The organism is Streptomyces sp. NBC_00259, assembly GCF_036181745.1.
GTDB lineage: Bacteria > Actinomycetota > Actinomycetes > Streptomycetales > Streptomycetaceae > Streptomyces > Streptomyces pratisoli.
In genome coordinates this window covers 2,743,581-2,758,800 of the sequence record NZ_CP108080.1, presented here as the reverse complement: position 1 = coordinate 2,758,800, position 15,220 = coordinate 2,743,581, and the positions used below count along the sequence as shown (strand labels likewise).

Here is a 15,220-nt window from a genome sequence, read left to right as displayed (position 1 = left end):
GGAGGAAACGTACACTTCATCGTCGCTTTTCGGCCACCTATCGTCGAGTCGTCCAGCGGCCGCGGGTACGGGCGGATGTCCCCGCGCAAGAGCCGCTGCGTCCCCCTCGTCTTTCTGCACGACACGCCACCGAGGTAACGAAGGAGGGCCCCATGGCCGTCGACTACGCATTGATCGTCGTCTATCTGGCCGGCATGCTCGCGATGGGCTGGTGGGGCATGCGCCGCGCCAAGTCCAAGAGCGAGTTCCTGGTCGCCGGCCGCCGGCTCGGACCCTGGATGTACTCCGGGACCATGGCGGCGATCGTCCTCGGCGGCGCCTCCACCATCGGCGGCGTGGGCCTCGGCTACAAGTACGGGCTCTCCGGCGCCTGGATGGTCTTCGCCATCGGCCTCGGCCTCCTCGCCCTCTCGGTCTTCTTCTCCGCGCGCATCGCCCGGCTGAAGGTCTACACCGTCTCCGAGATGCTCGACCTGCGCTACGGCGGCCGGGCCGGACTCATCACCGGTGTCGTCATGTGGGCGTACACCTTGATGCTCGCGGTGACCTCGACCATCGCCTACGCCACGATCTTCGACGTCCTCTTCGACATGAACCGGACGATCGCGATCATCCTCGGCGGCTCGATCGTCGTCGCCTACTCCGCGCTCGGCGGCATGTGGTCGATCACCCTCACCGACATGGTGCAGTTCGTCGTCAAGACGATCGGCGTGCTGATCCTGCTGCTGCCCATCGCCGTGATCAAGGCCGGCGGCTTCGCCGAGATGAAGGCCCAGCTGCCCACCGAGTACTTCGCCCCGCTCGGCATCGGCGGCGAGACGATCTTCACGTACGTGCTCATCTACACGTTCGGCATGCTCATCGGCCAGGACATCTGGCAGCGCGTCTTCACCGCCCGCAACGACAAGGTCGCCAGCTGGGGCGGCACCGTCGCCGGTACGTACTGCCTCGTCTACGCCCTCGCCGGCGCCGTCATCGGCACGGCGGCGAAGGTGCTCTACCCGAACCTCGCCAACGCCGACGACGCCTTCGCCACCATCGTCAAGAACGAACTCCCCATCGGTGTGCGCGGCCTGGTGCTGGCCGCGGCGCTCGCCGCGGTGATGTCCACCTCCTCCGGCGCCCTGATCGCCTGCGCCACCGTCGCCAACAACGACATCTGGCAGCGGCTGCGCGGCGTCGTCACCCACCGCGCCGACGGCGAAGCGCACGACGAGGTCAAGGGCAACCGGATGTTCATCCTGGTGATGGGCGTCGGCGTGATCGGCATCGCGATCGCCCTGAACAACGTGGTCGAGGCCCTGACGGTCGCCTACAACCTGCTCGTCGGCGGGCTGCTCGTCCCGATCCTCGGCGGACTGCTGTGGAAGCGCGGCACCGTGAACGGCGCGCTGTCCGCCGTGGTCGTCGGCGGACTGGCCGTCATCACCCTGATGTGGAAGTTCGGCATCCTCGCCAACGAGCCCATCTACTACGGCCTGCTCGCCTCCCTCGTCACGTACGTCGTCGTCTCGCTGGCCACCAAGCCGACGGACGAGGCGATCCTGGCCAACTGGCGCGAGCGCCTCGCGGGCCGCGGCGGTCCCGAGTCCGCCGAGCAGCCGGCAGACGCGACGTCGGTCCCGGCCACCCCCTGAACCCCGTTACAGTCGAACGACTGCGAACAGTAGGAAAAGCGTAGGAAGAAGGCATAGGTCATGAGCAGCAACGAGACGCCGCGCGGCCCCATCGACTCGTCCCGCGTCCCGCGGTACGCCGGACCCGCGACGTTCGCCCGGCTGCCACGGCTCGACGAGGTCGGCACCACCGATGTCGCCGTCGTCGGTGTGCCCTTCGACGCCGGGGTCTCCTACCGGCCCGGCGCGCGCTTCGGCGGCAACGCCATCCGAGAGGCGTCGAGGCTCCTGCGCCCGTACAACCCGGCGCAGGACGCCTCGCCCTTCGCGCTCGCGCAGGTCGCGGACGCGGGTGACATCGCCGCCAACCCGTTCAACATCAACGAGGCCGTCGAGACCATCGAGGCCGCCGCGGACGACATCCTCGGCACCGGCGCCCGCATGATGACCCTCGGCGGCGACCACACCATCGCGCTGCCGCTGCTGCGCTCGGTCGCCAAGAAGCACGGCCCGGTCGCGCTGCTCCACTTCGACGCGCACCTGGACACCTGGGACACGTACTTCGGCGCCGAGTACACCCACGGCACTCCGTTCCGCCGGGCCGTCGAGGAGGGCATCCTCGACACCGAGGCGCTGTCGCACGTGGGTACGCGCGGCCCGCTCTACGGCAAGCAGGACCTGACCGACGACGAGAAGATGGGCTTCGGCATCGTCACCTCGGCCGACGTCTACCGGCGCGGCGCGGACGAGGTCGCGGACCAGCTCCGCCAGCGCATCGGCGACCGTCCGCTCTACATCTCGATCGACATCGACGTCCTCGACCCGGCCCACGCGCCCGGCACCGGCACCCCCGAGGCCGGCGGCATCACCTCCCGCGAGCTGCTGGAGATCCTGCGGGGGCTCGCCTCCTGCAACCTGGTGTCCGCCGATGTGGTCGAGGTCGCCCCCGCCTACGACCACGCCGAGATCACCTCGGTCGCGGCCTCCCACACCGCCTACGAGCTGACCACGATCATGTCCCGCCAGATCGCGGCGGGCCGGGCGGCCGGCGCCAAGTAGTTCCGCGCGGTTCCGCGCGCGAGGGTCCGGAGCCGGGCCCTCGTACGCGGCACACGGCGCGCCGGACGGCCGGTCCACCGGACCGGCCGGGCCCGGATCGGGACGGGGACGGATCCCGGATCGGGACCGGGACGGTCCCGGACCATCGGCCGGAGCATCCGGCCGGCTGGGGATCGAGCCCGGGCCGGGCAGCCCGCCCGGGCTTGATTCGAGCCGCGGCGGCGGTCGGCGGCCGGACCGGGCCGGGCCGGGCCGAGTGCCACCGTCGGCACGAGAACCGGAAACAGACCCAAGAGCAGGACCCGGGCCCGGCGTCGGCGCAGGCACCGGGCGGCAGCCTGAGCCGGAGCCCGGGCCGGAACCGGGGCCGGTACCGAGGCCAGCGTGGTCACGGCCCGGCCGGCGCCCACGACCACGGCGGCCGGTGCGTTTCGGCGGACGGGCACCAAGAAAGGGACACCGCATGACCCACGACCACGACCTCGTACTGCGGCCGACGCCGCAGCAGACCGCGGCCGCGCTCGACCCGCCCGCCGGGCGGAACGGCGGTGACCTCGTCATCGAGACGCTGACCGGGCTCGGCGCGGACACCGTCTTCGGCCTGCCGGGACAGCACGCGCTCGGAATGTTCGACGCGCTGCGCCGCTCCGGCCTGACGTACATCGGGCTGCGGGTCGAGAACAACGCGGGCTTCGCCGCCGACGCGTACGGCCGGATCACCGGCCAGGCCACCCCGCTGCTGCTCTCCACCGGGCCCGGCGCGCTGACCTCGCTCGCCGCGCTCCAGGAGGCCGCCGCGGCCAGCGCCCCCGTGCTGGCGATCTCCAGCCAGATCCCGTCCGCCGGTCTCGGCGGCGGCCGCCACGGCTTTCTGCACGAACTGCGCGACCAGAAGGCGTCGTTCCGCGACATCGTGAAGTCCGTGCACACCGTACGGGCCGCTTCGCAGATCCCGTCCGCGATCGCCGCCGCCTGGGAGTCCGCGCTGACCGCCCCGCACGGCCCCGTCTGGGTGGAGATCCCCCAGGACGTGCTGCTCGCCGAGACGACCCTGCCGGTCGTCACGGCCATGGACGCGACCCCGCACGACCTCGTGCCGCGCCCCGAACTCACCGCCGTCGCCGCGCATCTGCTGCAGAACGCCGAGCGCCCGGCGATCATCGCCGGCGGCGGTGTCGTACGAGCCGACGCGTCCGGCAAGCTGCGGGCGCTCGCCGAGAAGCTGGACGCGCCGGTCGTCACGACCTTCGGCGGCAAGGGCGCCTTCCCGTGGGAGCACCCGCTGTCGATGCAGTCCTGGCTGGAGGACCGGCACACCACGGACCTGCTGGAGGACGCCGACGTCCTGCTGGTCGTCGGCTCGGGGCTCGGCGAACTCTCGTCGAACTACCACACGTTCGCCCCGCGCGGCCGGGTCGTCCAGATCGAGGCGGACCTCGGCAAGCTGGAGTCCAACCACGCCTGCCTCGGCATCCACGCCGACGCCCGCATCGCGCTCGCCGCGCTCCTGGAGACGGTCGAGGGCGCATCTCCGGTGTCCGAAGGGCCACGGGGGAGCGGCGGCCCGTCGGGCGCCGAGCGGGTCGCGACCCTGCTGGCGAAGGTGCGGGAGCGGATCGCCGGCCAGGAGCTGACCCTGGAGCAGGAGGTGCTCGCCGCGGTCCGTGAGGCGCTTCCGGACGACTCCCCGAGCTTCTGGGACATGACGATCCTGGCCTACTGGGCCTGGTCCGCGTTCGACGCCCGGCACCCGAACACGATGCACTCCGCACAGGGCGCGGGCGGCCTCGGCTACGGCTTCCCCGCCGCCATCGGCGCCGCCGCCGCGGACCGTACGAAGCCGGTGCTCGCGGTGTCCGGTGACGGCGGCGCGATGTACTCGATCGCGGAGCTGGCGACGGCCAGGCAGTACAACCTGCCGGTGACGTGGCTGATCGTCGACGACGGCGGCTACGGCATCCTGCGCGAGTACATGACCGACGCCTTCGGCGAGGCCACCGCGACCGAGCTGTCCCGCCCGGACTTCGTGGCGCTCGCCGAGTCGTTCGGCGTGCCCGCGGTCCGTACGACGACGGAGTCGCTCCGCGAGGACCTGACGAAGGCCCTCGCACAGCCCGGCCCTTCGGTCGTCGTGCTGCCCGCGCTGCTGCGGATGTTCGCGCCGACGCACCTCTGAGTCCACGCGGTCGAACGCTCGCGCGGCCACGCACCGGTCACTCCATGAGTGACCGATGCGTGGTCTCGTAGTGGCTCAGTCCGGCGTGGAACCCCTTGCGGAAGTCGTCCTGCTCGGCCACGGTCCGGTTCTGGGGGAACCTGACGCCGTCCGGCAGGAGGTCCAGGGCCGTTCTGACAAGTGCGTCGGCCGCCTTCCCGTGCTCGGCGCCCCGCTTGCGGGCCGCGAGGAAATGCCCGCCGATCTTGTCCAGCTGCCGCGGGATGTGGATGTGCGGCTGCTTCTCCGCCTGGCGGACCTCGTCCGGCGCCGCCAGTTTCCGCCTGTCCCTGCCGCCACCCAGGGAACGCAACGTGTGCAGGGCCGCCCACAACCGCCCGCACCGGTACGCTTCGCTCTCCTGCCCGTCCGCCATCGACCGACCTCCCCCGTTCCAGCTGTCCGGCCCGTCCGCCCCGTCCGACGCGTGCCGATCATGACTACCCACGACCCGCGCCTCGGACGCGTCGTGCCACTTCGCACAACCACCCGGTTTCCCTACAACCTTTCGTGTCCTGCGGAGTCATCTAGGCGTGAAGAGACACTCCATACCTCGCCGCAGACGCGGGGCTCTCTGTGCGGCCGCGGCCCTCGGCGTCCTCGTGCCGATCACCGTCAGCGCCACCCAGGACTCCGCCGGCGCTGCGACGCCCGCCGTGGCCTGCACCTCGCAGAAGGCCGGTCTCGCGGCCAAGCTGGTCACGGACATCACCGCGGCCCTCAAGGGCCGGGCCTCGACCACCGCCGTGCTGGTCAACGACAGGGTCACCAAGACCAGCTGCATACTCCGGCCGGACACGCAGTTCGACTCCGCCAGCGTGGTCAAGGTGACCGTTCTCGCGACGCTCCTCTGGGACGCGCAGAAGACGGGCCGCCAGCTGACCGCCACGGAGAAGTCGCGCGCCACGGCCATGATCACGAAGTCCGACAACGACGCCACCAGCGCGCTGTGGAAGCAGCTCGGCACGACCAAGGTCAAGGGCTTCCTCACCGCGGTCGGCATGACCAAGACCGTCCCCGGCGCCAACGGCTACTGGGGGCTCACCCAGATCACCGCCCGTGACCAGCAGAAACTGCTGGGGATGCTCACCGCGAAGAACAACGTCCTGACGGACGCCTCGCGCGGCTACGTCCTGCAGCTGATGAACTCCGTGGTGTCGTCGCAGCGCTGGGGCACCCCGGCCGGCGCGCCCTCCACGGCCAAGATCCACGTGAAGAACGGCTGGCTGTCCCGGGCCACGCACGGCTGGCGGGTCCACTCGATCGGCGCCTTCACCGGCCCGACGCACAACTACCAGATCACCGTGCTCACGCACGACAACAAGACCATGAACGACGGCATCAACACCATCCAGGCCGTCGCCCGTGCCGTCCACAAGGACCTCAACCCCACCGCTCCGGCACGCCTCGGTTACGTACCGACGGCCACTCCGGAGGAAGCGATCCCGGCCGTCCCGGGACGCCCGGCGCGGGACGCGGTGCCTGCGAACCCGGCGCTCCGGTAGCCGACCCCGGCCTCGTCGTTCCGTCGCTCGTGCGACGCACGAGCGTCGGTCGTACGACGTATGCGTACGGTCCCTGGTCCTAGGACCAGGGACCGTACTTCGTCCCGGCACGTTGCGGCGGGATGAAATCCGCTCCCGTCCGCGTTGCAGCCTTCCGGCAGAGCAGGACAACGGGAGGTATCGGTGACGTCGGCGACAGAGCATACGTGGGCACGACGGCTGGCCGGATACGCCTGGCGGTACCGGCGCAACGTCGTGCTCGCACTCGGGTCGTCCCTCGCCGGAATGGCCGTGATGGCCGTCGTCCCGTTGATCACCAAGGTCGTCATCGACGACGTCATCGGCAACCACTCCCGGTCACTGGCCGTCTGGACCGGTCTGCTGGTCGCCGCCGCGGCCGTCGTCTACGCGCTCACCTACGTCCGCCGCTTCTACGGCGGACGTCTTGCTCTCGACGTCCAGCACGACCTGCGGACCGACATGTTCCGCACGATCAGCCGGCTCGACGGGCGCCGTCAGGACGAGCTGTCCACGGGCCAGGTCGTGGGCCGCGCCACCAGCGACCTCCAGCTCATCCAGGGCCTGCTCTTCATGCTCCCGATGACCATCGGGAACTTCCTGCTCTTCCTCATCTCCCTGGGCATCATGGCCTGGCTGTCGCCGCCCCTCACCCTGGTCGCGCTCGCCGTCGCCCCGGCCCTCTGGTTCATCGCCAAGCACAGCCGGGTGAAGCTCCACCCCGCCACTTGGTACGCACAGCAGCAGGCGGCCGCCGTCGCGGGAGTCGTCGACGGGGCCGTCTCCGGTGTCCGGGTCGTCAAGGGCTTCGGCCAGGAGGACCAGGAGACCGGAAAGCTGAGGGACGTCGGCCGCAGGCTGTTCGCCGGCCGGCTGCGCACCGTACGGCTGAACGCGAAGTACACCCCGGCACTGCAGGCCGTGCCCGCGCTCGGGCAGGTGGCGATGCTGGCGCTCGGCGGCTGGCTGGCCACCCGGGGGCAGATCACCCTCGGAACGTTCGTCGCTTTCTCGACATATCTCGCCCAGCTCGTCGGGCCCGTGCGGATGCTGGCCATGGTGCTCACCGTCGGCCAGCAGGCGCAGGCCGGTGTGGAGCGGGTGCTGGAACTGATCGACACCGAGCCGACCATGAAGGACGGCACCAAGGAACTCCCGGCCGACGCCCCGGCGACCGTCGAGTTCGACGACGTCGCCTTCTCCTACGGGGAGGGAGAGAGCGCCCGCCCGGTCCTCGACGGCTTCTCGCTGGAGATCCGCCCCGGCGAGACCGTCGCCGTCGTCGGCTCCTCGGGCAGCGGCAAGTCCACCGTCTCCCTGCTGCTGCCGCGCTTCTACGACGTCACCCACGGCGCCGTCCTCGTCGGCGGACACGACGTCCGCGAGCTGACCCTGGACTCGCTGCGGGCCGCCATCGGGCTCGTACCGGAGGACAGCTTCCTCTTCTCCGACACCGTCCGCTCCAACATCGCGTACGGACAGCCGGACGCGACGGACGAGGAGATCGTCCAGGCCGCGCGAACGGCACAAGCGGACCGTTTCATCAGCGAACTGCCCGACGGCTACGACACCAAGGTCGGCGAGCACGGCCTCACCCTGTCCGGCGGCCAGCGCCAGCGCATCGCGCTCGCCCGCGCGATCCTCGCCGATCCTCGGCTGCTGCTCCTCGACGACGCCACCTCCGCCGTCGACGCACGCGTCGAGCACGAGATCCACGAGGCGCTGCGCGATGTGATGGCCGGGCGCACGACCCTGCTGATCGCCCACCGCCGCTCCACCCTCGGACTCGCCGACCGTATCGCCGTCCTCGACGACGGCCGGCTCGCCGACATCGGCACCCACGAGGAGCTGCAGGAACGCTCCGCCTTGTACCGGCGGCTGCTGACCGACCCCGACGAGCTGGGCGGAGTGTCCCCGGGCCACACCTTCCCCGTCGAGATCCCCGAGGACCGCACGCTGCGCGCCGAGATGGACGCCGAGTTCGACGCGGGGCGCGGCATCACGCCGCCGCTGTGGGTCCGCAAGGAGGAGGCGGAGGAGGACGAGGTGGCCGGTGCCACCCCCGAACTCCTCGCCCAGGTCGCGGCGCTGCCGCCGGCCGAGGACACCCCGCAGGTCGACGAGGCGCGGGCCGTGATGCGCGAGGAGTCGTACGGTCTGCGCCGGCTGCTGGGCGGCTTCGGGCTGCCGCTGCTGTTCAGCCTGCTGCTGGTCGCCATCGACGCGGGCATGGGCCTGCTGCTTCCGGTGCTGATCCGGCACGGCATCGACCAGGGCGTCGAGCGGGCCGTGATGGCCGCGGTGTGGGCGGCCTCCGCGCTGGCGCTGCTGACCGTCGTCATCCAGTGGGCCGGTCAGATCGGCGCCGCCCGGATGACGGGACGCACGGGCGAACGCATCCTCTACGCCCTGCGGCTGAAGATCTTCGCCCAGCTGCAGCGGCTCGGCCTCGACTACTACGAGCGCGAGCTGACCGGCCGGATCATGACCCGGATGACGACGGACGTGGACGCGCTGTCCACGTTCCTGCAGACCGGGCTGGTCACCGCGTTCGTCTCCGTCGTCACCTTCTTCGGGATCATGGTCGCGCTGGTCGTGCTCGATCTGCAGCTGGCGCTGGTGGTCTTCGCGACCCTGCCGGTGCTCGTCGTCGGGACGTTCTTCTTCCGTCGCCGGTCGGTGCAGGCGTACGAGCTGGCCCGTGAGCGGATCAGCGTCGTCAACGCCGACCTGCAGGAGTCCGTGAGCGGGCTGCGGATCGTGCAGGCGTTCCGCCGTGAGCGCTCGGGGAACCGGCGTTTCGTGGAGCGCAGCGAGAGCTACCGCGAGGCGCGGGTACGCGGCCAGTGGCTGATCTCCGTGTACTTCCCCTTCGTACAGCTGCTGGCCTCGGTGGCCGCGGCGGCCGTGCTGATCGTCGGCGCCGGCCGGATCGAGGCGGGCACGCTCACCACGGGCGCGCTCGTCGCCTACCTCCTCTACATCGATCTGTTCTTCGCCCCCGTGCAGCAGCTGTCCCAGGTCTTCGACGGCTATCAGCAGGCCACGGTGTCGCTGGGCCGGATCCGCGAGCTGCTGCGTGAGCCGACGTCGACGGCGCAGGCCCGCGAGCCCCTCGACGTGCTGTCGCTGCGCGGCGAGATCGCCTTCGAGAACGTCTCCTTCCGCTACGGCGGCGACACCGGCAAGGGGGAGGAAGCGGCGCTCGGCGGCGTCGATCTGCGGATCCCGGCCGGGCAGACCGTCGCGTTCGTCGGCGAGACCGGCGCGGGCAAGTCGACCCTCGTCAAACTCGTGGCGCGCTTCTACGACCCGACGAGCGGACGGGTCACGGCCGACGGCACCGACCTGCGCGACCTGGACCTCACGGCGTACCGGCACCGCCTCGGCGTCGTCCCGCAGGAGGCGTACCTCTTCGCCGGTACGGTCCGTGACGCCATCGCGTACGGGCGGCCCGGTGCGAGCGACGCGGAGGTCGAGGCGGCCGCCCGCGCGGTCGGGGCGCACGACATGATCGCCACGCTGGACGACGGCTATCTCCACGAGGTCTCCGAGCGCGGCCGCAACCTCTCCGCCGGCCAGCGCCAGCTCATCGCCCTGGCCCGGGCGGAACTCGTCGACCCGGACGTGCTGTTGCTCGACGAGGCGACCGCGGCACTGGACCTCGCCTCCGAGGCGCAGGTCAACCAGGCCACCGACCGGCTCACCGGCCGGCGTACGACGCTGGTCGTCGCCCACCGCCTCACCACCGCGGCCCGCGCCGACCGCGTGGTCGTCATGGATCACGGCCGCGTCGTCGAGGACGGCACGCACGACGAACTGCTGGCGCTGGAGGGGCGGTACGCCGAGCTGTGGCGGACGTTCATCGGGGAGCAGGCACCCACCCCGGCCTGAGCAGGCGCATGGCCTGATGCGGCACGGCCGAGGGCCCGGACGGCAACCGTCCGGGCCCTCGTTGCGTCGTACGTCAGTACGGCTCGGTGAAGGAGGGGAGCAAGTGTGTTCGGAAGACTACTGAGGCATGTACTCGCGGTGCTCGCGATGGTGGGGGCCGTGTCGTTGACGGGTCCGGGCGTGCAGTCGGCCGAGGCCATGTCCGCCTGTGCCGGCCGGCCGGTGAAGACGGTGGGGTTCGCCACCGGGGAACTGCGCGTCTACAAGCAGCGGCAGTACGCGTGTGCCATGACCGTCGCCAAGAACCCCGGCACCCGGAGGGCGATGTCGGTGTCCCTCCAGCCGCGCGGCGGGCGTGCGGCCGTCGACAAGGGAGATTTCACCCGGCAGGCGGGCCCCGTCACCGTGCACGCCCTCAACCGCTGCGTCCGTGTCTCGGGCGCCGTCGCCGGGAAGAGCGCCTCGACCGGCTGGATCCTGTGCTGACTTCCGCGATCCCGTACAACTTGCCCTGGCGGTATACGCATTGACCCCGCTAGGTTCACCCGCGACCGCTGTGAACCAAGGGGAGTGTGCGCATGCGCAGAACGCTGAGATGGCTGCTGTCGCTCGTGGTGCTCATAGGCATGGCAGGGACGACGGCGAGTGCGGCCACCGCCGCCGAGCCGGCCATCGGCTCACCGGGAACGCCCCGGGGCACCGCGCCCGGTGACACCACGTCCCAGGACGGTACGTCCGAGGACATCAAGGACCGGATCCTCGCGATCCCCGGAATGAGCCTCGTCGAGGAGAAGCCGTACCCCGGCTACCGCTACTTCGTCCTCGAGTACACCCAGCCGGTCGACCACCGGCGCCCGTCCAAGGGCACCTTCCAGCAGCGCATCACCGTGCTGCACAAGGACACCACCCGGCCGACCGTCTTCTACACCAGCGGTTACCACGTCGGAACGACCCCGCGCCGCCGTGAGCCCACCCAGATCGTCGACGGCAACCAGGTCGACATGGAGTACCGCTTCTTCACCCCCTCCCGCCCCAGTCCCGCCGACTGGAGCAAGCTGGACATCTGGCAGGCCGCGAGCGACCAGCACCGCGTCTTCGCCGCGCTGAAGAAGATCTACGGAAAGAAGTGGATCGCCACCGGCATCTCCAAGGGCGGGATGACGGCGACGTACTACGAGCGCTTCTACCCGCGGGACATGGACGGCATCGTCGCGTACGTCGCCCCCAACGACGTGAACGACAAGGAGGACTCGGCGTACGACCGGTTCTTCGAGAAGGTCGGCACCAAGGAGTGCCGCGACAGGCTGACGGCCGTGCAGCGCGAGGCGCTCGGCAAGCGGCGCGCCGCGCTCACCGCCACGTACCGGGAGTGGGCCACTGCCAACGCGGGCACCTTCCGCACCATGGGCTCGCTCGACAAGGCGTACGAGAGCCTCGTCTCGGACTACGCCTGGGCCTTCTGGCAGTACAGCCTGCTCGCCGACTGCGCCTCCGTGCCGGACGCGCGGACCGCGACCGACCAGGAGATCTACGACTCCCTCGACGCGATCTCGGGCTTCGCCTTCTACACCGACCAGGGCCTGGAGCCGTACACGCCGTACTATTACCAGGCGGGCACCCAGCTCGGCGCGCCCACGCTCGCCTACCCGCTGCTGAAGGACCTGCTGCGCTACCCGGGCTACTTCAGCCCGCGCTCGTACGTGCCGCGTGACATCCCGATGCCGAAGTTCGACCGGCGGGCGATGGCGGACGTCGACGGCTGGCTGCGGCACAACGCCCAGCGCATGATGTGGGTGTACGGCGAGAACGACCCGTACGGCGCGGAGCGCTTCCGCACCGGCAAGGGCTCGCGCGACGCGTACGTCTTCACCGAGTACGGCGGCAACCACGGCGCCAGCGTCGCGGGCCTGCGGGACGCCGACCGCACGAAGGCGACCGCCCGCATCCTGGAGTGGGCGGGCGTGGCCCCGGCCGCCGTCCAGGAGAACCCCGGGCTCGCGAAGCGGCTGACGCGGTACGACGCGAAGCTCGACAGGCAGGACGTCGAGCGCGAGCCGTTCATGCTGCGGCCGTAGGCGCGTAGGCGCGTAGGCGCGTAGGCATGTAGGTGTCTAGGCGTTGTGGGTTGCCGTGGGCTGTGCCTGACCGGGTGTGTCACACGCGGCGGGCACAGCCCACCGGCCGTTTCCCGGCAGGCAGCTGGACGAACAGATCGGTCGAGGGCGGGCAGGTGGACCGCTTGTCCACGGCCGCCGTCACCTCGAACTCGGGCCGTTGCTCGCCCGATCCGTCGCAGGCCGTCTCCTTCACCTGGCCCTTGCGTGAGCTGGAGAGACAGTCGCCGACCACCGTGTGCGGTCCGCCGCCGCCTCCCGGATCGCCGGGATGCGGCGGCTCCAGATTGCGCATACAGGCGTATCCCTGGGGCACCGAACCGTCGCCGTCCTCGTCGAGCCCCGGACGGCGCTCCGAGAGGTGCAGCACGAAGTCGGTGACGGCCGGGCAGGCATGACCGTCCGTCCCTCCTCCCTCGTGGCGTGCGAGGACGCGAGCCGCCGCCTTCTCGCTCGTGCAGGGCACCTCGTGGACGCCGTCCCCGTCCCGGCCGCTGCAGTCACCCCGGTCCAGGAACACCGCCCCGTACCCGGACGGTGCCGCGCTCTGCGTCTCCCGGAGCCCGCCCCCGCCGGACGTCTGGCTTCCGTCGCTTCCCGGAATCCGTTGGCAGGCCATGGCGAGCACGCACACCACCCCCACCCAAAGACGCCGTACACGCATGAATCCCCCTGCTCGGTGGACCCAGCGTGACCCGCCGGAGCGGGCGCACGCCAGTGGAGCAGGGGGCTTTCCGTCGTGTGAGGGTGGTGCGCCGGTAGCGCGGCGTACACCGCGCTACGTCTTAGTACCTCAGGCCGTATCCGATCGGGTACAGCACCTGCGTCGGGTCGTCCGCTCGCTGAACGGGCACGGGAAGTCTGCCCTCCGGCTCCGACCGGCCCGCGATCGCCCTGACGGCCGCCCGCAGTTCGACGTCCGTCCAGCTGTACGCGGCGACCGAGGCCGCGAAGCCGGTGCCCGTCAGCTGGGCGATGTCGTACGGATTGCGGATGGCGACGGTGACCACCGGCACACCGGTCGCGGCCAGCCGGGAGACCAGGGTGCGCTGCGGACTGGTCGCCGAGACGTTGTACGTGCCGACGATCACCACGTCCTTCCCGGCTGCCGCGGCCACCGCTTCGTCGATCTTCGCGGCGGTCGGGGTGATGCCGGTGGACAGCGCCGTCGCGGTGAATCCCAGTTCGGTGAAGGCACCGGCGAGCGTCGTCGTCGGCGGACCGGTGGTCCCGGACGGGGATGCCGGGTCAGCGCCGACGACCAGGACGTTGCGGTGCGTGCGGCGGGAGAGCGGCAGGAGGCCGTTCTCGTTGGCGAGCAGGGTGGTGGTTTCGTCGGCGATCCGGTCGGCGGCGGCCAGATGGGACCGCTTGCCGACCGTGCGGTCCACGTCCCGGTGGGAGACGAACGGATCGCGGAACAGCCCCAGCTTCGACTTCAGGAGCAGGATGCGCAGGATCGACTCCTCGATGCGCTCCTCCGTCAGCTCGCCGTTCCTCACGGCCTGGAGGACGGCGTTCCAGGCGATGCTGAGGCTGGGCGGGTTGAGCAACTGGTCGCAGCCGGCCTTCAGCGCGAGCACGGGTACACGGTCGTCGCCGTACTTCTCCCTCACGCCCGCCATGCCGAGCGAGTCCGTGACCACGACGCCGTCGTATCCGAGCTCCTCGCGCAGAATGCCGGTGAGGATGGGGCGCGACAGCGTCGCCGGGTCCTCGCTCGGGTCCAGCGCCGGGACCACGATGTGCGCGGTCATGATCGAGTCGATCCCGGCCGCGATCGCGGCCCGGAACGGCGGAGCGTCCAACTCCAGCCACTGCTCGCGGGTGTGATGGATCGTGGGCAGCGCGAAGTGGCTGTCGTCCTTGGTGTCGCCGTGCCCCGGGAAGTGCTTGGACGTGGCGGCGATGCCCGCACCCTGATAGCCGCGGACCTGTGCGGCGACCAGCCCGGCCACGGCCTGCGGATCGGCGCCGAACGACCGTACGCCGATGACCGGGTTGGCCGGATTGACGTTCACGTCGGCGACCGGCGCGTAGTTCTGCACGATGCCCATCGCCGCGAGTTCGGCGCCCGCGATCCGCGCGGCCTCGCGCGCATCGGAGCGCGAACCGCCCGCGCCCAGGGCCATCGCGCCCGGTACGAGCGTGGCGGGCTTGCCGACCCGGGCGACGATGCCGTGCTCCTGGTCGGTGGAGACCAGCAGCGGTATGGGCGTGGACTTCGCGAGGCCCGCCTGCTGGATGTCGTTGGAGAGATCGGCGATCTGGTGCGGGTCGCGGGTGTTGTGCGCCCAGGCGAAATAGATGATCCCGCCGACGTGGTAACGCTCGATCAGCTCGGCCGCCGTACGGACGCCGATCTCGCTGAGGTTGGCGTCGATGTCGGCCTGGTCGGGGGACGTCGCCGAGTGTCCGTAGACCCGCATCACGAAGAGCTGGCCGACCTTCTCCTCAAGACTCATCCGGGAGATGAGCCGCCGGAGGCGGTCACGGGTGCCGGCGTGGGCGGCGGGGGTGGCGGCGTGTGCGGGTGGGGAGACGAGAACGGCGGACGCCGCGGCGGCGGTCGCGGTGAGGAGAGTACGTCTGGACGGGGTGCTCCGGGCGGGCACGAGTGCTCCTTCCGTGAAGGAAACTTCCAAGGGTCACGGATATCCGGAAAGTTACTGCCAGTCAAGGGATTCGGCTGGACGGGCGCGCGGGACGGGGTGGCTGGAGGCGGGCGCGCCGGCGAGGGGCCGCCACCGGAGCAGGGGAGGGGGTGCACCGGTGGCGGCGTGCCGCAGGCCGCAGACG

10 protein-coding genes are annotated in these 15,220 nt (G+C 70.9%); 7 read left to right on the top strand and 3 right to left on the bottom strand.

The features are described 5' to 3' along the window. Positions 1-152: 152 nt before the first annotated feature. From OG766_RS12315 to OG766_RS12305, 3 genes are all read left to right on the top strand, one after another. Positions 153-1,637, top strand: coding sequence for a sodium:solute symporter (locus OG766_RS12315; protein ID WP_266374040.1), 1,485 nt, complete (start codon positions 153-155; stop codon positions 1,635-1,637). Positions 1,638-1,697: 60 nt separating this feature from the next. After that, the gene (gene speB / locus OG766_RS12310) at positions 1,698-2,675 is read left to right on the top strand and encodes an agmatinase (RefSeq protein ID WP_266374042.1); all 978 of its coding nucleotides are present in this window, start codon (positions 1,698-1,700) and stop codon (positions 2,673-2,675) included. Between the two features lie 463 nt (positions 2,676-3,138). Continuing rightward, positions 3,139-4,851: a thiamine pyrophosphate-binding protein gene (locus OG766_RS12305; protein WP_328725308.1), complete on the top strand. Its 1,713-nt coding sequence runs from the start codon at positions 3,139-3,141 to the stop codon at positions 4,849-4,851. A 37-nt stretch (positions 4,852-4,888) separates the two neighbouring features. On the opposite strand, the gene OG766_RS12300 is transcribed toward OG766_RS12305, so the two are convergent. Further along, positions 4,889-5,266 (bottom strand): hypothetical protein, encoded by a 378-nt coding sequence (locus OG766_RS12300; protein ID WP_266374046.1) that lies wholly within the window; start codon positions 5,264-5,266, stop codon positions 4,889-4,891. Positions 5,267-5,438: 172 nt separating this feature from the next. On the opposite strand from OG766_RS12300, the gene OG766_RS12295 reads away from it, so the two are divergent. The 4 genes from OG766_RS12295 to OG766_RS12280 all read left to right on the top strand — a co-directional run bounded on the left by OG766_RS12295 (position 5,439) and on the right by OG766_RS12280 (position 12,382). Continuing rightward, positions 5,439-6,395 (top strand): serine hydrolase, encoded by a 957-nt coding sequence (locus tag OG766_RS12295; protein ID WP_423247176.1) that lies wholly within the window; start codon positions 5,439-5,441, stop codon positions 6,393-6,395. Between the two features lie 183 nt (positions 6,396-6,578). Continuing rightward, on the top strand, positions 6,579-10,307 hold the full coding sequence (locus OG766_RS12290; protein ID WP_328725307.1) for an ABC transporter ATP-binding protein: 3,729 nt from the start codon (positions 6,579-6,581) through the stop codon (positions 10,305-10,307). Between the two features lie 105 nt (positions 10,308-10,412). Then, complete coding sequence (locus OG766_RS12285) at positions 10,413-10,793, top strand: hypothetical protein (RefSeq protein WP_266374051.1); 381 nt, start codon at positions 10,413-10,415, stop codon at positions 10,791-10,793. A gap of 92 nt (positions 10,794-10,885) precedes the next feature. Then, positions 10,886-12,382: an aminopeptidase gene (locus tag OG766_RS12280; protein ID WP_328725304.1), complete on the top strand. Its 1,497-nt coding sequence runs from the start codon at positions 10,886-10,888 to the stop codon at positions 12,380-12,382. A gap of 79 nt (positions 12,383-12,461) precedes the next feature. Here OG766_RS12280 and OG766_RS12275 read toward each other — a convergent pair whose 3' ends face one another. Next, positions 12,462-13,085, bottom strand: coding sequence for an LppU/SCO3897 family protein (locus tag OG766_RS12275; RefSeq protein WP_328725303.1), 624 nt, complete (start codon positions 13,083-13,085; stop codon positions 12,462-12,464). 121 nt (positions 13,086-13,206) lie between these two features. After that, positions 13,207-15,036: a glycoside hydrolase family 3 protein gene (locus tag OG766_RS12270; RefSeq protein ID WP_328725301.1), complete on the bottom strand. Its 1,830-nt coding sequence runs from the start codon at positions 15,034-15,036 to the stop codon at positions 13,207-13,209. Positions 15,037-15,220 lie beyond the last annotated feature (184 nt).

Excerpts from the sequence above, each read along its gene's own strand:
- OG766_RS12315 (WP_266374040.1), top strand. The coding sequence starts at position 153 with ATGGCCGTCGACTACGCATTGATCGTCGTCTATCTGGCCGGCATGCTC.
- speB (WP_266374042.1), top strand. The coding sequence starts at position 1,698 with ATGAGCAGCAACGAGACGCCGCGCGGCCCCATCGACTCGTCCCGCGTC.
- OG766_RS12305 (WP_328725308.1), top strand. The coding sequence starts at position 3,139 with ATGACCCACGACCACGACCTCGTACTGCGGCCGACGCCGCAGCAGACC.
- OG766_RS12300 (WP_266374046.1), bottom strand. The coding sequence starts at position 5,266 with ATGGCGGACGGGCAGGAGAGCGAAGCGTACCGGTGCGGGCGGTTGTGG.
- OG766_RS12280 (WP_328725304.1), top strand. The coding sequence starts at position 10,886 with ATGCGCAGAACGCTGAGATGGCTGCTGTCGCTCGTGGTGCTCATAGGC.
- OG766_RS12275 (WP_328725303.1), bottom strand. The coding sequence starts at position 13,085 with ATGCGTGTACGGCGTCTTTGGGTGGGGGTGGTGTGCGTGCTCGCCATG.